This window comes from Geobacillus sp. LYN3 (assembly GCF_003064505.1).
Classification (GTDB): Bacteria; Bacillota; Bacilli; order Bacillales; family Anoxybacillaceae; genus Parageobacillus_B; species Parageobacillus_B toebii.
The window spans coordinates 2,786,074-2,803,888 of sequence record NZ_QCWL01000001.1; the positions used below are offsets into that span (position 1 = coordinate 2,786,074).

The following is a 17,815-nucleotide window of genomic DNA, read 5'->3' on the forward strand; positions in this document are numbered from 1 at the left end:
TCCTTTAATCTTTTAACATTTATCGCTATCGTTATTTTGTTCGATTTTTAATTATCCCACTATACTTTTTCATTGTATGATTGTTCCTCCTCCCTTTTCAAGCAAGTTCTTTGCTGGTAATCGGTTACAAACTTATGTTTTTATCTTTTGAAAATAAAAATAGTTGCTATCTTTTAAAAATAAAAACAGTTCCCACTTATCACGGGAACTGTTTTACTTCCCTTTTTCTTCTGTAACCCATTCATCAATTTTTCTCATCATCGCCTGCATCGCCTGTTTATTGGAGAAACGGGGAAGTTCCGCTAACAACGCTTTTTTCGGTGCTTTTACGTTTTCTCCTTTCTTTTGTAAAATAAAAATGCTTTTTGCTGCTTGTTCTGTTTTAAACATCGATAGCGGCAGTTGCAACAATCCTTGAATAACCGCATGCTCTTTAATAAATTCATGCAATTTTGCCGCTTGGTCACTTGAAAATAATGTATTTGGAATTAAGAAAAACAAGTAGCCGCCTTCTTTTGTATAATACAAGCTTTGTTCAATGAACAAATGATGGGCGTATGAATGTCCTTCTTCCGCCTTTAATGCAAAGCGAGAAGCATTTTCTTTATGTGGATAATAACCGACAGGCAAATCACACACGACTACATCTGCAAGCTCTACAAATAGCGGCTGCAGCCCATCTTGATTAAAAAGCTGAATCGCGTGTTTTTGCAAATTCGCGTTCACATATGCCAGCTTGATTAATACATCGTCCACATCCACACCGTAACTTTTCGTTTGCTTCCCTTTAAGATGGTTAAGCACCGTTGTCAGCAAATTCGCGGTACCGACGGCAGGATCAAGAATGGTAAGCGCCAGATGTTGGCGAGTAAATTGATTGACTAAATAGCTTATAAATAAACTAACCGCATCCGGGGTCATTTGATGATGCGGTTGTGTATATTCCTTCATTCCTTTTAACACCGCAAGCTGAAATGCTTTTCTTATTTCTTCATTCGTAAACCGTTCGAGTTGAATGTCGGCATATTGTTTTTTGAGACGTTTCGCGTTGACTTCGCTCACTTCTTCTTGAAGAACATCGCCGTGAAACACATTTTCTCCCGTTTCTGCCACCGCTTCTAAATAGGTGCATTGTAATTCATCTTGCAAAATTTTGGCTGTTTCATCAAATAATGTAAACAAACGTTCTACTGGAGTTGCCATTGTTCCTCCACCTTTCCGTAAGTGTCCAATATTTTATTGTACGATGTGCACAATCCAATAGCAAGAAGGATAAACGAACATTTGCCGATCGCAAGCCTGTGTCGATAAAATAGGAAAGACCTCGAACAAGTCGAGGTCTTTTCGGTTATTTTGCTGCTTTTGCCGCTTCGATGGCCGCTTCGTAGTTCGGATGATTTGTTACTTCCGGCACATATTCCACATATGTTACAATATCGTTGCTGTCAATGACAAACACCGCGCGTGCCAGTAAACGCAATTCTTTAATCAGCACGCCGTACGCTTGCCCAAAGGAAACATCGCGATGGTCAGAAAGAACTTGTACGTTTTCCACACCTGCCGCCCCGCACCAGCGTTTTTGTGCAAACGGCAAATCAACGCTAATCGTCAATACTTTCACATTATCCAATTTTGCTGCTTCTTCATTAAACCGGCGTGTTTGCGCATCACAAACGCCTGTATCCAGCGATGGAACAACACTGATCAAGCGGACGTGGCCTTTCGTATCAGCGAGCGTGACTTCCGATAAATCGTTAGCCAATACTTTAAAATCAGGTGCTTTGTCTCCCACTTTCACTTCATTACCAACTAATGTTACCGGTTGTCCTTTAAATGTAACTTGCGCCATTGGTCTTCCCCCCTTAAAATATGTACTACTGTCATCATAAAGGGAATACCAAAAAATTTCAATGGTTTCAACTTATCAAATATCAAAATCGTGTTTTTCTGTTGGCGAATCCTTTTTATTTTTCTTTAACATCTCTTGAATTTTCTCAATCGCCTGCGGTGCCACATCCAATATCTTTTCATATAAATGAGTGCTTTCGTCAAGATGAAGCAGTTTTACTCCCGAAGAGTTAACGATCAAAAAGGCAATAGGCGTAATGGAAACACCGCCGCCGCTTCCGCCGCCAAATGGATGCTCACTAGCCTGTTGTTGACTAGCGCCATTGCCATCCATCATAAATTCACTACCACCCGCCGCAAATCCAAAACCTACTTTGGAAACCGTTAAAATGATACTTCCGTCTGGCGTTTCGACCGGATCACCGATAATTGTATTGACATCAATCATTTGTTTTAAATTTTCCATCGCTGTTGTCATAAGCCCTTGAATTGGATGATTGCTCATGCAAGATTCCTCCTAGTAGCTTTCATTTGTTTGCTGGGTGACAAATGTTTTTATTTCTGACAAATGATAGTCACGCCAATATTTCACAACTCGTATTCCTGCTAACATAGCATGCCCGATTCGAAAATGAATCATACATACGAATTTCGTTTCGGAAATTGCTTCATGAAAAGATGGAGTAATCATTAAACAAGGTGACGTTTGTAGTTTCATATATTTGCTAAATAATGCAACCAAACTATATTTCAACGACCATCCTAATCCGACAATCATCCCTGTTGCCGCTGCATCTCCTGTTCCGATTTTCGTCTGCCATTCGAATTTCGTAATGGATATATGACGAAGGAATTTTTTTATAATTGCATTCAGTCGTACGACATGTCTGGCAAACTCCTTTGCTTTCTGAAAGATATCGATAATATCCTCTAGCGTATACTTGCTTCGGTTTGGCTTGCTTTCAGAAATATTTTTTACTGTTTCTTTATGATCAACGACAATGCCCGGCGATTCTGTTTCTATTTTTACTAATGGTATATGTATCGTATATCGAATAATCCCAAATAATGTTCGAAACGTAATTTTCCATTCATCATCATCTTGTGCATGTTGAAAAAAAATTGTAATCGACAACTTCATCACCGATAAAACAAAAATCAATAGAAAAAGAGCGACAACTATACTTACCGCAATTTTCAACATCAGCACTCCCCTTCAACATACCATTGTCACCATATGCGCAAAAAAATAAACCTGCCAATATGACAGGTTTATTCATGAATGACAAGTGTATCAGCAAACTGGTCGTGCATCCCTTTTTTCTTTTCTGAAAAAGCGACAAAAAGAAATCCGATAAATAAAATCGTTTTCGCGATAAACTTTCCGATCACTTCACGAAATAAGACGGTCGTCCATGTTAATGGCTTTCCTGACTCATCAATCACTTTTAATCCAAATACCATTTTTCCTAATGTTTGTTGAAAGAATTTTGTCATCAATACAAAATATGCATAAAATGTCAAGGTCGTAGCAATCGTTGCTGGCGCAAACATATTCGTCCGATCGACAGAAATATCCAACAGATGAAAGAGCGGAAAAATAAGCAAACGGTTTAAGCTGCCGACAACAAGCAAATCGAGCAAATATGCCCAAAATCGCATCCAAAACCCAGCATATCGTACATGAGAAGATACATTTGCATATGTTTCATTTCTTGCCTCTACAGGAACTGGCAGATACTTTTCGGTCATTTTTCCACTTCCTTTATTCAGCATATAAATACATTAAGCGCGGTGAAGAAGGGTTAGAAAGCAATTTTATTAATTCGGTTGCTTCATGCTTTGGCGTTGTGTTTTGATTGAACGCCATTTGAAATAAGGAGCCAAACGAAAATTCATTCGTATATTTCACCACTTGCGCGTCCGACAAACGATGGTCTTTTTTTAATGCGGCGATCGTATCGTCCAAATAACCAAATTCGTCAATCAAATGCAATTGTTTTGCCTGTCTTCCATCATAAATTCGCCCATCGGCAATTTTTCGAACTTCGCTTTCCGGAAGATGTCTGCCTTCGGAAATCACTTTCACAAATCCCTCATAAGAATTTTGAATTAGTTGCTGCAATATTTTCTTTTCTTCTTCCGTCATTTCCCTTGTCGGATTCATAATGTCTTTATACGGTCCGCTTTTGATCGTGACAAGCTTTACTCCATACTTTTTAGCAAGTCCTTCATAGTTTAAACTTTGCATAATCACCCCCAGCGAACCGGTAATCGTTTCAGGACTTGCGAAAATTTTATCCCCTGCCGTCGAAATATAGTATCCTCCCGAAGCTGCCATCGATCCCATTGAAACGTAAATTGGTTTCTTCGTTTCTTTTTTTAGCTCCAGCAGTTGGTCGTGAATCTCCGCGCTTTCCACGACGCCGCCCCCAGGTGAATTTACTCTTAGCACAATCGCTTTTACCGTATCGTCATTTTTTGCTTGCTCAATCATTCGCAAAAATGATTGATGATCATATCCTGCTGCAGCAAATAGCGCTCCCGTATCTCCTACATCTTGAATGACTCCATTTACTTCAAGAACAACGATTTTTTGCAATTCATCGCCATCTTCAAGAACCTCTTCGCTGAACTCATTCTGCACTAATGCAAGCCAATTTCTCGACCATTTTTCCGCATCGCTTGTTAACAGTGTAGTAATAACGTTTACTAAGGCGGAAAAAACAAATAATACAACAGCAATCAATAACGCAATCCATCGCTTTCGATTCATCATTCTTCCCCCTATGAAAACAACTTATTTTTAGATTTCGTGTAAAAGTGTTACACTAAATTATGTATACTTCACTTATTGTACCATAATTACCAATTGACTAAAATATGACAACGGGACAATGGGAGGGTTTTAAATGGCAGACGAGCGCAATCATCTTTATTTTTTTTATAAGCGTGATGAACAACTGATGAAACGTGTAGAACCGCTGATCACGCTTGCAAAACAAGGTCCGTTTGTGGTAGTCGATGATCATAAAAAAGCGAATATCATCGTCAGCATCGGGGACGATGGCTCGTTTTTACAAGCGGTGCGTCAAACAGGATTTCGCAACGATTGCTTATATGTCGGGATTTCCACACTTCCGTCACGCGGGTTTTACTGCGACTTTCAAATTGATGACATTGATCATATGGCAGAAGCAATAAAAAATTTACAGCTGGAAGTAAGAAAATATCCAATTATTCAAGTTACCATTGATGGCACCGCTTCATTTTTCTGTTTAAACGAATGTTCCATTCGCTCGCAAATTATTAAAACATTAACGATGGACGTATTTATTGACGACCTGCACTTTGAAACGTTTCGTGGAGATGGAATCATCATTTCGACACCGACAGGAAGTACGGCATATAATAAATCGGTAAACGGCGCGGTCGTTGATCCGCTTCTTCCTTGCTTTCAAGTAAGCGAGTTAGCTTCACTCAATAATAACCGTTACCGGACGCTCGGTTCATCGTTTATTTTAAGCGGAGAGCGAAAATTAACTTTAAAAATGTCCGATGAAACAAGCTATTTTCCAATCATTGGTTTAGATAATGAAGCATTAAGCATTCAACATATTGAAAAAATTGATGTCATCTTAAGCGACAGAGTGATTAAAACCGTCCGTTTAAAAGACAATTCTTTCTGGGACAAAGTAAAACGAGTGTTTTTATAAGAAAACTCTCTCTCTGGAAGTAAACCGTTCTTCGCCCGCTGGGGTGTTCTTGCTTTTGTTGTGATTTAGCTTTTTGATAAGACAAGTCAGTCTGGAGACAGTCTTTCGCCCACAATGCCGTTTAAGAGCAAAAAAGGACTGTTTCCTGTTTGAAACAGTCCTTTTTTTACTTTTTTATTGCTGCTTTGCAAGGCGCATCTCGCGTTCGCGCAGCTCCACGCGACGGATTTTTCCTGACGGCGTTTTCGGCAAATCATCGACAAATTCAATTTTACGCGGGTATTTATACGGTGCGGTCAGCTGTTTGACATGCTCCTGCAGCTTTGGAATCAGCGCCGGATCATTTTTATCTACTCCTTCGCGAAGAACAACAAACGCTTTCACAACATAACCGCGTATTTCATCTGGACTAGCGACGACAGCACACTCTTTTACCGCAGGGTGCTTGACAAGGGCGTCTTCTACTTCAAACGGTCCGATTGTATAACCGGAGCTAATGATAATATCATCTCCACGCCCTTCAAACCAAAAATATCCATCTTCATCTTTTCTCGCTTTATCCCCTGTAATATAATAATCACCGCGGAATTGCATCGCCGTTCTTTCCGGATCTTTATAGTAATACTTAAACAGCGTTGGAGTGTCGACGTGGACGGCGATATCGCCAACTTCGCCGACGGAGCAAGGTTCCCCGTTTTCATTGATAATCTCAACGATGTTTCCCGGCGTCGGTTTGCCCATGGAGCCTGGTTTGATCTTCATACCTTTCATAACGCCGACAAGCAATGTATTTTCCGTTTGTCCATATCCATCCCGGACTTGAATGTTGAAATATTTTTCAAACGTATCAATCACTTCCCTGTTAAGCGGCTCTCCGGCTGATACGGCGCTGCGGAGATGCGGAAGCTTATAATCGCCGATATTTGGCACTTTTGCCATTAGCCGATACTCCGTCGGCGTGCAGCAAAGCACATTTACTTCGTACTTGCTTAAAAGCTGTAAATATTTTTCTGGATCAAACCGGCCATAATAGACAAACCCAGTGGCGCCTGAACCGAGCGTTGATAAAAACGGGCTCCAAATCCATTTTTGCCATCCTGGACCGGCAGTCGCCCAGACAAGATCATTTTCTTCGATGCATAACCAATTTTTCGCAGCGATGCGCAAATGCGCATACCCCCACCCGTGCGAATGAACGACCCCTTTCGGATTTCCGGTCGTTCCCGATGTATAGGATAAAAATGCCATATCATCACGGGATGTGTCAGCAGCAACAAGCTCATCGCTTTCTGCCTTCATCGCTTCCTCTAAATTGATCCAACCGCTCGGTTTCGTCTTTCCGACAACGAATTTCATAATATGGTCAATGTTTCCGATCGGTTCAAATTGATCCACATATGGCTCATACGCAATAATCGCTTTTACCTCACCATGGGAAATACGGTATTGCAGATCTTTTGTGCGGAGCATTTCCGAACTCGGAATGACTACTAGCCCCGCTTTTAATGTTCCTAAATATACTTCATACGCTTCAATTAAGCGGGGCACCATAACAAGCACTTTATCCCCTTTTTCAAGCCCACGTTTTAATAAAGCGTTTCCAATTTGATTGGCGTGTTTGATTAAATCGCCATATGTAATTTCCCGTGTTTCCCCTTGTTCATTTTCCCATTTTAAAGCAAGCTTATTCGGATTAGCCATCGCATGTTTTTCGATCTCAGACGTTAAATTATAGCGTTCCGGCGCGATGAAATTTTCCCTCTTCATTTTCTCCAACTCCCCTTTACAATATGATAGGTGCCAATTTAGCGCATGCTACTTACATTATACAAAATAATTTATATATTTTGAATATTTTTAAAAAATAATAAAAGGCGGGATAAACCCGCCTTCGTAGCCATATATATTCAATTAAAATTGTTGTTGAGTACCGCCTAATTGTTGTTGCGCCATAGCAACAAGGCGTTTTGTAATTTCTCCCCCAACAGAACCGTTAGCGCGAGAAGTAGTATCAGCGCCTAATTTTACGCCAAATTCTTGAGCGATTTCGTATTTCATTTGTTCAAGAGCTTGTTGTGCTCCTGGAACAAGCAATTGATTCGAATTGTTGTTGCGTGCCATATGTTTTCACCTCCTTGTACCTATAGAATGTGTGAAAACATATGGCTTCATGCATTTATCTCATTGGTAAATTTCGGGATTTAGAATAACTGTTCAAACTCATCTTCCGTTGCGGAATGTTCGTCGATGACCATCGTTTCCGTATTTGCGATCGCCTTCTCTATTAATGGTTGTAAATCAACAAAACTTTCATAATGAACCACTTTTTCTTTTTTTGGTTTTGTTTTTGGCGATCTTGGCGTAAAAATGGTACAACAATCTTCATATGGAAGAATCGAAATATCGTGTGTGTCAATTTTTTTAGCAATGTCGATAATTTCTATTTTATCCATCGATACAAGCGGCCGCAAAATCGGCGTTGTGGTGACATCATTAATGACAAACATGCTTTCTAGAGTTTGGCTGGCAACTTGTCCAAGGCTTTCCCCTGTCACAATCGCAAGTGCTCGATGCCGCTGACGCAATGCATCAGTAATTTTTAGCATTGCTCTTCTTGTTGAAATAAGCGAGTATTCGTTTGGCACTTGTGTATAAATGGCTTGCTGCACTTCTGTAAAAGGAACAATGTGAAGTTTTATTTTTCCTCCGTACGTGGTTAATTTTTTCACTAAATCAATCACTTTTTGTTTTGCCCGATCGCTTGTAAACGGCGGACTAAAAAAGTGAACCGCTTCTATTTCCAATCCGCGCTTCATTGCCAAATATCCGGCAACTGGGCTATCGATTCCACCGGAAAGCATGAGCATTGCTTTGCCGCTCGATCCCACCGGCAAGCCTCCGGGACCTGGAATATCGTGACACGTGATATATGTGCCTTCTTGGCGAACTTCCACGCGGACATCGATATCAGGATCATGTACATTTACCGTTAACCCGTCTGTATTGCGCAAAATATGAGCGCCAATTTCATAATTTAACTCGCTGCTTCCATACGGAAATTGCTTGTCCACTCTTCGAGCGCTTATTTTAAACGTTTTTCCTTGATGAGGAAGCTGCTTAACAGCTGCCAATGCTGTTTCTTTTATTTCGTTCAATTCATTATGACATTTCATTGCTAAACTAAATGAATGAATGCCAAATACATTTTTTAATTTGTCAATAATCGGTTCATGCGGTTCTCCGTTTAGTAAAATGTACATGCGATCACGCATATATTCGATTTTAATATTCGGAAACGCATGAAGTTTTTTAGCGACATTATCTTTTAAACGGCGAACAAACAAGTTTCGATTTCGACCTTTTGTCGTCATTTCTCCATAGCGAATTAAAATACGGTCATATTTCATAGCAATTACCTCGTTACCTCTCTTAATTTTTCGATTGCCTTTTTCATCACGGCGATAGCAATCGGAATTTCTTCGAGCGTATTTTCAAAGGAAAGGCTAATGCGAATGCCGCTTTCCGCCCGTTTGTCCCCCATTCCCATCGCCAATAATGTTTTACTTGGCGCCTTCTTTTTCGAAGAACACGCCGATGTAGTGGAAACAAAAATATCGTTTTTTTCCAATTCATGAACAAACACTTCCGGTTTAATGCCATCTAAAGAAAAGTTAATAATATGCGGGGCGGAATGCTCTAATGGCGTATTTATTTGAATAAAGGGAATCTCTTTTAATTCATTGAGCCAAGCTTGCTTGACTTCAAGTAAATAATCGATTTGTTTGTCGTATTTTTCTAACGACATCCGCAACGCTTTTGCCATTGCTACAATTGCCGGAACATTTTCGGTCCCAGAACGGAGCTGCATTTCCTGCCCTCCGCCCGCTAACAACGGCGAAAGCTGAATTCCTTGGCGAACGTATAAAATTCCCGCACCACGCAGCCCATGAAACTTATGAGCCGACATTGTACATAAATCAATATGCGCTTTTTTCATATCAAGCGGTACTTTACTGATTCCTTGCACTCGGTCGACATGGAAAATCGTTTTCGGATAGCTCGAAAGCAGCTCACCAATCTCTTCTACAGGTTGAATAGCGCCAACTTCATTATTGACATGCATAATCGAAACGAGAATCGTATCATCGCGCAGCGCTTTTTTTACTTGCTCAACTGTAACGACACCATTTTCATTCACCGGTAAATATGTCACTTCAAATCCTAATTGTTCCAATTGATGGCAAGCCTCTGATACAGATGGATGCTCAATCGCCGTCGTGATAATATGATTGCCGCGATGGCGATATTGAAAGGCAACTCCTTTTATGGCAAAATTATTTGCTTCCGTTCCTCCAGATGTAAAAATAATTTCGCTCGGTTTGACTTGCAATGACGCGGCAATTTGTTCACGAGCTTGCGTTAATAGCCGCTCCGCTTTCATTCCTAATTCGTGAAGAGAGGACGGATTTCCGAAATACTTTGTAGCCACAGTGACAAACGAATCCACCACTTCAGGAAACGGTTTTGTTGTTGCGCTGTTATCTAAATAAATCATCACGTCCATCCTCCGATTATCGTTAACAAATTGTACACTAGTAAGTAATTATAATAAAGAAAGCCGTTAAACATCAACCGAAACATATTATACTTACATTATTCGCAAAAAAACCGATAAATATCTCTATCTATCCATTGATATTTATCGGTCTTGCGAATCGTTTATTCTTCCTTGGAACGTTCATCACGAAAAATTTGTTGAATGCGTTGAAGCGCACCAGGCTCCACTTTTTCTAAAGCAGCTACCGCTTGCTCCAGCGCCTGTTCATAATCGTAATGGCGAAATAGAAATTCGGCTTCTTCCAATCCTTCTTTTACGCTAGGATAGCGACGGCGGTAGCGGTTCCCATATTGAATCACTTTTTCGACAAGAGATGCTTGCTCAATCATTTCCACCGTCCGTTCATATACGCGCTGAACCATGTTTCCGGATTCCTCCAACGCTTGATGGACAGCAGACATATTAAGCGGTTTTTCCTCCAAACGCACCGCGACTTTCATCAAACTATCTTTTGCTTCCGACAATTGCAATTCGTAAGATTTTGGAAGCCCTGGCAACCGGCTTTTTTGCACAAGCCGCATTGCTTCCGACAGCTTTTTCTTCATCTCATCTAGTTTTTCGCGGGCAACTAGCTCGTCTTTTCGCAATGTTTGCAACATCTTGCGAAACTCCTCATGCTCTTCTTTCATCATTTCTATTTGCGCCAACAGCTGCTCTAATTCTTCTTTTAAAAGCGAATGAGCGGTTTTCGCTTCTAAAATGCGGGCTTGAATGATTTCAAAACGCTTCATTAACTGATGGATTTGTTTTTCAATGCTGCGATATTTTTCAAGATCTTTTGTCGATAACCGATAGCTTTGCTGTACAAACAATGTTTCTTCACTTGTTTCTTTCGCTTCTTCGTTGAGCTCGTTCAACATTTCTTCAATACGAGACATTTCTGTTTTTATGTAGTGATGGGAAATTACTTCTTTTTCCAATAAATCGTATAATGTATCAATCTCTTCTTTTATTTCAGTAATCCCTTGTTTTGCTTCTTCTATTTGCAAATCGCCAATCATTTGCATACACTGTTCAATTTTTTCCCGCTTTTGCACTATTTCCCGATCTATTTGTAAATGATCAAGGATATAGCCTTCCTGCTTCATTTCTTTATATCCATCGTAAAGCTCTTCCAGCTGGGCTGGAATCGTTGTTTGACACTCTGTTAATAATTCTGGAATATCGCTCATCATCTCTGTAACTTTGTTTAGTTCCCCTTTTGATGAAAGAACGATTTCCCGCGCAGCCAAGTAGTTTCCTGATGCTGTTAATTCCTCAAACTGTTTAAATTTTGATTCGATCTCTTCTAATTTTTCATCTAGCTTTGCCGCTGCAACTCCGAACGTATACCGATAAGCCAACAACGTTTTTTTCGCTTCACGATACATTGTTCTTAACTCTTCTATTTCAGTACGGTTTTGCTCCTCACTGCCGATCAATTCATGCACTTCATCAATAATGAGTTGAACTTCCTCTTCCGCTTGACGCAGCAGCTGATCGATTTCACGCAACACCGCTTTTGCTTTTGCATAACGATATTTATCAAGCAATTCTTCTGTATCAAATAATTTTTCTTCCACGTCAGGCAACTTAACAGCTACGAGATCGTCCCACTTTTGCCGCCACTTCTCAAACAATTGTTCCGTTTCTCCCGTCATATTCAATTGTTTTACTTTCGAAAGCTCATCGGGCACCGGTCGATTCATAATCGAAATTTTCCACGCTTCCAGTCGATCAATTTCGCTATACATTTTTTTTCGGTACACATGATTATATATCATTACTCCGCCAAGAAGGAGTAGAACGATAACTGCGATTTCCATCAAGAAATAGCCCCCTTGCACCCGAGTTAGTCACAAAAGAAAATGAGGTTAACCGAGAAGGCAAATTTGCGTAATGTTTTTTCAATGTTTTTATGATACCATGTTAACGACATTTTTTGACCAAATTTTTTATTTTTTTCACAGAAATCTTCATTTTTCTTATATTAAGGAAGGAGTGAGTCATTTTGCGTGACGGGCACATCCATACCCCGTTTTGTCCGCACGGAAGCGGCGATTCACTAGAACAATACGTTGAACGGGCCATTATGCTTGGCTATAAAGAAATTTCTTTTACAGAGCATGCCCCGCTTCCGGAAGGATTTACCGATCCGACACCATATCAAGATAGCGCAATGCGTCGCGAACAAATCGATCATTATTTCGCATCATTAACCGATTTGAAAGCACGTTATCAAAATGATATTATCATCCACATCGGTCTTGAAGTCGATTTTATTCTCGGTTTCGAAGAAAAAACAGCACGATTTTTAGAAGATGTCGGACCGTTGTTAGATGACGGCATTTTATCTGTACATTTTCTCTATTGCAAAGGACAGTACGTCTGTATCGATTACAGCCCTGAAATGTTCGCCGATATCATAACATTATTCGGCTCGATCGACAATGTGTACAATGCGTATTACGACACAGTTTTGCAATCGATTCGCGCAAATCTTGGCCCATATAAACCGAAACGCATTGGCCATATGACGCTTATCCATAAATTTCAAAAACGCTTCCCTTGTTCTTCACCGATGACGGAGCCGCTGTTACAGATTCTCAATGAAATAAAACTCCGCGATTATGAGCTTGACTATAACGGTGCAGGTGCTAGAAAACCGCTTTGTTTGCAGCCGTATCCGCCAAACTGGGTAATCCGCGAGGCAATGAAGCGAAACATCCGTATTATATATGGTTCAGACGCACATAGCGCAAACGATTTACATCAAGGAACGGACGTTATGCTAAAAGAAGCGTTTTTCGATTGACAAAGTTTCTATAACCACCATAGAATATCCTCATATGGACAAAGGAGGCGGAAAAACATTGTTTCATGCTGTCGCTTATAACGGAACACGGGAAGAAAACTACGAACTTGTCATTCAACAGCTGCGCGCGTTAATTGAAGGAGAATCAAACTTCATCGCCAATTTAGCCAATGCTTCCGCTTTATTAAATCATTTTTTCGAACAAATCAATTGGGTTGGTTTCTACTTAACGGAAAACGATGAGCTTGTGTTAGGGCCGTTTCAAGGACTTCCGGCCTGTGTACGCATTCCGTTTGGCAAAGGTGTATGCGGCACAAAAAACAATCATCGTTCCTGATGTTCATCTGTTTCCTGGCCACATCGCATGTGATGCGGCATCTCAATCGGAAATCGTTGTGCCTATGGTAAAAGACGGAAATGTAATCGGTGTACTAGACATTGATAGTCCGATCAAAAATAGCTTTGATGAAACAGATCAAAAATATTTGGAAAAGTTCGTCGACGTCATTATAGCGACATTATAGGATAGAAAACAATAATCGAGAAGAAAGGAATCCGAATGAACGGATTCCTTTTTACACTTTATATTGACGAACATAATCTTTCACAAAAATACAATTCTTTCCTGTTCTTTTCGCCGCATAAAGCGCCTCATCAGCCCGTTTAAATAAATCTTTCGCTTCTTCGGGACGATTTTTTTTCCAATACGAAATGCCGCATGAAATCGTTACAGGAGGATGTGTTTCCTTTCTTACTTTTTCAGCAAGACGATGCGCAATCGAAATTCCTGAAGCTAATGACACTTTAGGCAAATAAACTGCGAGCTCCTCCCCACCCCAACGAGCGCCAATGTCACTAGCACGAATATTGGCACGAATGATATTGGCAACCTGAACGAGTACATCATCTCCTATTTGATGTCCATATGTATCATTTACTTGTTTAAAATTATCGATATCGACTAAAATAAGCGTTCCAAATTCATCATGAAGCATCGATGTTTTGATTTGTTCATCTAAATAACGTCTTGTATACAATTTCGTCAAATAGTCCGTAACAACGTGCTTTTCAAGCTCTTCTCTTAACATCGCATTCGTAAATGCGAGGGTGGAATGTTGAATCAGTGACTGCAACAGTTTAAACATTTCAAACGTAAAATGGTATGGTTCGCGATGTAAAACAATCGAAACTCCTTTTAGCTCCCCATTTTGAACCATAGGAGCAGCCATTAGAGAGTGATAGACAGGAACGGAAAGAGAAGCATGAATTTTTGCATCTCCAACAAAGACGATATCCTTTTCCGTTTTCATTTTCTTTTCCACAAATTCAATATACTTTTTGGATTTACAGGATTGAAAAAATGGTGTGCTCCCAGGTAATAGCTTTCGTTTCCTCCCTTCAAACCAGAAAAAACCGACTTCATCCGCACAAAACGATTGCTTAATTTGCTTTACCATAAATTCAATGGCATCTTGAAGACGCAAATTTGCATTCAACTGGTGTATCGTTTCATTAATTAGCTGTAAATCCGCAACGAGACGACGGGATTGCTCATACAATTTCGCATTTTCCAACGCGCTTCCCGCCGTATTGGCAAGCAAAGAAATAAAATTGATTTCCCTTTTTGGAAACTCCATAATGTAAGGGGCCATAATTTCAATAACACCGTAAACGCCCTGCGCTCCTTTAATCGGCGCATACAAAACGGAACGACGCAGCGAAATGGAGTCTTCAAACTGAATTCTCCCCGTCAAAAAAGCCTGCATCGCTGCCATATTTTCGCCGCTTTCATCAAAAACAAGCGGTTTGATTGGCAAATGCCCGTGATGCTGATTATCGTGCGACAAAAGCAAATGGTATGTAAAGGACGGATATACTTGCTTAAGAGTGTTAATAATTTCCTCGAGCACATCATCAATCTTCATCGATGAATGAATTTTCGCGGCAAACCGATGAAGCTGTTCATAACGTTTTTCATCGCTAAGCCCTTGGGATATCATCCTGAACTTTCGGAAAAGCGTTGAAAAATCTTGTTTGATTTTTTTTAGCAGCTTTCTGCTTATGAAAAGCTGGCGATCATACACTAGTTGCAACATCCCGATTAACTCCTCGGAAAGGCGAAGGAAAATTTGCGCGGTTATATACTTTTCATCTTCATGAATTTGTATCGTCTGCTGCTCATCATCTACCATTGCTTTTATATTGTCAGGCAGAATTTGATAACAGAAAGGAGAGTGACTTTCTTCTGATTTCGTGATTGCTTCCGGATAAAACGATTTATTTAAAGGATCAAACACAAAAAAAGCAGCTTGCTTTATCATAAGCTCCTGTTTGAGTAGTAACAGCAATTCTGTGATCACATTGGAAAAATTCTCATAATCATCATACGATAAAAACCAATGAAAAAATTTTTGTTTAAAGGCTCCGTACACTTTTTCTTCTTCTAATTTCATCGCCCTTTTCACCTAAACTGATGTTCTCATTCCAGTTAGTTTTAGAATGGAGTATATACAAAACTTTTCAAAAAATTACATCTTTTATTATATCATATTATCTCGAAATAAGGAAAATAAAAATATTGACTTTGCCCTATAAAAGTCATATAATAGCCTTTGTGTAAAATATAGCAGCCTTAGTGCTCACCTTTATGGTTCCATTTTGTTCCTCGATAACGAGGTGTATCGTGTAACTCTTAGCTGCTAGAGCGAGGATACATGAAAACAAAATGGCCATAATTGTTGACGCACGCCTGCTTTTATTTTACCCGAAATAAAAGCAAAAGGAGGAGCATTGAATGGCTCGTTATACAGGTCCAACGTGGAAAATTTCTCGCCGCCTAGGAATCTCCTTAAGCGGTACAGGTAAAGAGTTGCAAAAACGTCCTTACCCACCAGGTCAACATGGTCCAAGTCAACGCAGAAAACTTTCGGAATATGGTCTGCAATTGCAAGAAAAACAAAAACTTCGCCATATGTACGGCGTAAACGAACGTCAATTCCGCAAAACGTTTGAAGAAGCTGGCAAAATGCCTGGTAAACACGGGGAAAACTTTATGATTCTTTTAGAATCACGTTTAGACAACCTTGTTTACCGTTTAGGCTTTGCGCGTACTCGCCGCCAAGCTCGTCAGCTTGTAACGCACGGCCATATTTTAGTTGACGGAAACCGTGTAAACATTCCATCTTACCGTGTGAAACCTGGCCAAACGATTTCTGTCCGCGAAAAATCTCGCAACCTTCAAGTCATTAAAGAAGCATTAGAATTGAACAACTTCGTACCAGATTATTTAACATTGGATGCTGAAAAACTTGAAGGCACGTATACTCGTTTACCTGAACGTTCCGAATTGCCAGCGGAAATTAACGAAGCATTAATCGTTGAGTTCTACTCTCGTTAATGCGCCGCATCCCTTCAGATATGGTTCTGGAGGGATTTTTTTCTTGTGATCATCTACCAATAAAAAACCCGGTCTTCCCGGGTTTTTTATTGGTAGCGAATTAAATAATATTTTTTCTTTCCGCGGCGAATGATGGTAAAACGTCCTTCGATGCGGTTTTCTTTTGTAATCACTGCATTGACATCTTGTATGCGCTCGCCATTGATGTAAATCGCTCCGTTTGTAATATCTTCCCTCGCCTGCCGTTTCGATGGCACAATCTTCGCCATGACAAGGAGTTCCACTAACGGAACTTCCTCTCCCTTATATTCAAAAGAAGGAACGTCTTTAAACCCTTGTTCAATTTCCTCGGCTGTTAATTGTGACACACTTCCACTAAAGAGCGCCTCCGAAATGCGAATCGCTTGCTTCAAGGCTTCTTCTCCATGGACAAGTTTCGTCATTTCTTCGGCTAACGCTTTTTGCGCCGCACGCTGTTCCGGAGCTTTCTGCAATTGTTTTTCTAGCTCTTCAATTTCTTCTTTCGATAAGAACGTAAAGTATTTTAAATATTTAATGACATCACGGTCGTCTGTGTTAATCCAAAATTGGTAAAACTCATATGGAGACGTTTTTTCCCGATCAAGCCAAATGGCTCCGCTCTCTGTTTTCCCGAATTTTGTTCCATCTGCTTTGGTAACAAGCGGAACGGTTAATCCAAACGCTTTTGCATCTCCTTCCGTTTTTCGGATTAACTCTAATCCTGCTGTGATATTTCCCCATTGGTCACTGCCGCCAATTTGCAAACGACATTGTTCGTTTTGATAAAGTTTTAAGAAGTCCAATGATTGTAAAATCATATAGCTAAACTCCGTAAACGAAATGCCTGTCTCGATGCGCGATTGCACCGATTCTTTCGCCAGCATGTAGTTTAGCCCGAAGTTTTTTCCAACATCGCGCAAAAAAGTAATCACATCAAGCGAACCAATCCAATCATAGTTGTTGGCGATTTTCGCCGGATTTTCTTTCGCGTCAAAATCTAAAAATCTTGACAATTGCTCTTTAATGCGTTCACTCCATTGTTGCACCGTTTCTTTTGCATTTAATGTACGCTCGCTTTTTTTTCCGCTTGGGTCTCCGATTAGCCCGGTCGCACCGCCAACAAGCGCAATTGGACGATGGCCAGCTAGCTGAAATCGGCGCAGCGTTAAAATCGGCAATAAATGTCCGATGTGCAAACTGTCCGCCGTAGGGTCAAATCCGGAATATAACGTCACTTTTTCCTCATTTAGTAATTTCTGAAGCCCTTCCTTATCCGTGACTTGGTTAATTAATCCGCGCCATTCCAACTCTTGCAACAAGTCCATTTGATCCACCCCTTTTTTATTTTTGGTATTGTCAAAAGTTTATCCTCCACACTCACGGTTTTCTCCTGAGTTTCAACCGTTGGAAGAAAAAAAGCT

The 17,815-nt window shown here is 40.3% G+C and carries 16 protein-coding genes and 1 pseudogene; 4 read left to right on the plus strand and 13 right to left on the minus strand.

Annotated features, from left to right (window positions below):
* Window positions 1-213: 213 nt before the first annotated feature.
* The 6 genes from DCC82_RS14565 to sppA form a co-directional block, all read right to left on the minus strand.
* Window positions 214-1,203 carry a class I SAM-dependent methyltransferase gene (locus DCC82_RS14565; protein ID WP_015864806.1) on the minus strand — a complete coding sequence of 330 codons (990 nt, stop codon included), beginning with the start codon at window positions 1,201-1,203 and terminating at the stop codon, window positions 214-216.
* 145 nt (window positions 1,204-1,348) lie between these two features.
* Window positions 1,349-1,849 (minus strand): thiol peroxidase, encoded by a 501-nt coding sequence (tpx, locus tag DCC82_RS14570; RefSeq protein WP_015864807.1) that lies wholly within the window; start codon window positions 1,847-1,849, stop codon window positions 1,349-1,351.
* A gap of 75 nt (window positions 1,850-1,924) precedes the next feature.
* Window positions 1,925-2,353: a GerW family sporulation protein gene (gene ytfJ, locus DCC82_RS14575; RefSeq protein ID WP_015864808.1), complete on the minus strand. Its 429-nt coding sequence runs from the start codon at window positions 2,351-2,353 to the stop codon at window positions 1,925-1,927.
* A gap of 12 nt (window positions 2,354-2,365) precedes the next feature.
* Window positions 2,366-3,052: a DUF2953 domain-containing protein gene (locus DCC82_RS14580; RefSeq protein ID WP_015864809.1), complete on the minus strand. Its 687-nt coding sequence runs from the start codon at window positions 3,050-3,052 to the stop codon at window positions 2,366-2,368.
* Between the two features lie 68 nt (window positions 3,053-3,120).
* Window positions 3,121-3,600 carry an RDD family protein gene (locus tag DCC82_RS14585; RefSeq protein ID WP_015864810.1) on the minus strand — a complete coding sequence of 160 codons (480 nt, stop codon included), beginning with the start codon at window positions 3,598-3,600 and terminating at the stop codon, window positions 3,121-3,123.
* Window positions 3,601-3,613: 13 nt separating this feature from the next.
* The gene (sppA, locus tag DCC82_RS14590) at window positions 3,614-4,624 is read right to left on the minus strand and encodes a signal peptide peptidase SppA (RefSeq protein WP_097354870.1); all 1,011 of its coding nucleotides are present in this window, start codon (window positions 4,622-4,624) and stop codon (window positions 3,614-3,616) included.
* A gap of 136 nt (window positions 4,625-4,760) precedes the next feature.
* Between sppA and DCC82_RS14595 the strand changes: the two genes are divergently transcribed.
* Window positions 4,761-5,564, plus strand: coding sequence for an NAD kinase (locus DCC82_RS14595; protein WP_097354871.1), 804 nt, complete (start codon window positions 4,761-4,763; stop codon window positions 5,562-5,564).
* A gap of 174 nt (window positions 5,565-5,738) precedes the next feature.
* On the opposite strand, the gene mbcS is transcribed toward DCC82_RS14595, so the two are convergent.
* The 5 genes from mbcS to ezrA all read right to left on the minus strand — a co-directional run bounded on the left by mbcS (window position 5,739) and on the right by ezrA (window position 11,987).
* Complete coding sequence (mbcS, locus tag DCC82_RS14600; protein WP_062679246.1) at window positions 5,739-7,331, minus strand: acyl-CoA synthetase MbcS; 1,593 nt, start codon at window positions 7,329-7,331, stop codon at window positions 5,739-5,741.
* 144 nt (window positions 7,332-7,475) lie between these two features.
* Window positions 7,476-7,685 (minus strand): alpha/beta-type small acid-soluble spore protein, encoded by a 210-nt coding sequence (locus DCC82_RS14605; protein WP_015864814.1) that lies wholly within the window; start codon window positions 7,683-7,685, stop codon window positions 7,476-7,478.
* 80 nt (window positions 7,686-7,765) lie between these two features.
* Window positions 7,766-8,971, minus strand: a complete 1,206-nt coding sequence (gene thiI / locus DCC82_RS14610; protein WP_097354872.1) for a tRNA uracil 4-sulfurtransferase ThiI — start codon at window positions 8,969-8,971, stop codon at window positions 7,766-7,768.
* A 5-nt stretch (window positions 8,972-8,976) separates the two neighbouring features.
* Window positions 8,977-10,119: a cysteine desulfurase family protein gene (locus DCC82_RS14615; protein ID WP_015864816.1), complete on the minus strand. Its 1,143-nt coding sequence runs from the start codon at window positions 10,117-10,119 to the stop codon at window positions 8,977-8,979.
* 164 nt (window positions 10,120-10,283) lie between these two features.
* The gene (ezrA, locus tag DCC82_RS14620; RefSeq protein ID WP_015864817.1) at window positions 10,284-11,987 is read right to left on the minus strand and encodes a septation ring formation regulator EzrA; all 1,704 of its coding nucleotides are present in this window, start codon (window positions 11,985-11,987) and stop codon (window positions 10,284-10,286) included.
* Between the two features lie 185 nt (window positions 11,988-12,172).
* Here ezrA and hisJ point away from each other — a divergent pair, with 185 nt between their 5' ends.
* A complete protein-coding gene (hisJ, locus tag DCC82_RS14625) occupies window positions 12,173-12,976 on the plus strand; it encodes a histidinol-phosphatase HisJ (protein WP_097354873.1) in 804 nt (267 codons plus the stop codon).
* Window positions 12,977-13,034: 58 nt separating this feature from the next.
* A pseudogene (locus DCC82_RS14630) lies at window positions 13,035-13,500 on the plus strand (GAF domain-containing protein).
* Between the two features lie 51 nt (window positions 13,501-13,551).
* On the opposite strand, the gene DCC82_RS14635 reads toward DCC82_RS14630, so the two are convergent.
* Window positions 13,552-15,429, minus strand: coding sequence for a sensor domain-containing diguanylate cyclase (locus tag DCC82_RS14635; protein WP_097354874.1), 1,878 nt, complete (start codon window positions 15,427-15,429; stop codon window positions 13,552-13,554).
* A gap of 341 nt (window positions 15,430-15,770) precedes the next feature.
* Here DCC82_RS14635 and rpsD point away from each other — a divergent pair, with 341 nt between their 5' ends.
* Window positions 15,771-16,373: a 30S ribosomal protein S4 gene (gene rpsD, locus DCC82_RS14640; RefSeq protein ID WP_062754990.1), complete on the plus strand. Its 603-nt coding sequence runs from the start codon at window positions 15,771-15,773 to the stop codon at window positions 16,371-16,373.
* An 86-nt stretch (window positions 16,374-16,459) separates the two neighbouring features.
* Here the strand turns inward: rpsD and tyrS are convergent, their stop codons facing one another.
* Window positions 16,460-17,719 (minus strand): tyrosine--tRNA ligase, encoded by a 1,260-nt coding sequence (gene tyrS / locus DCC82_RS14645; RefSeq protein ID WP_015864822.1) that lies wholly within the window; start codon window positions 17,717-17,719, stop codon window positions 16,460-16,462.
* Window positions 17,720-17,815 lie beyond the last annotated feature (96 nt).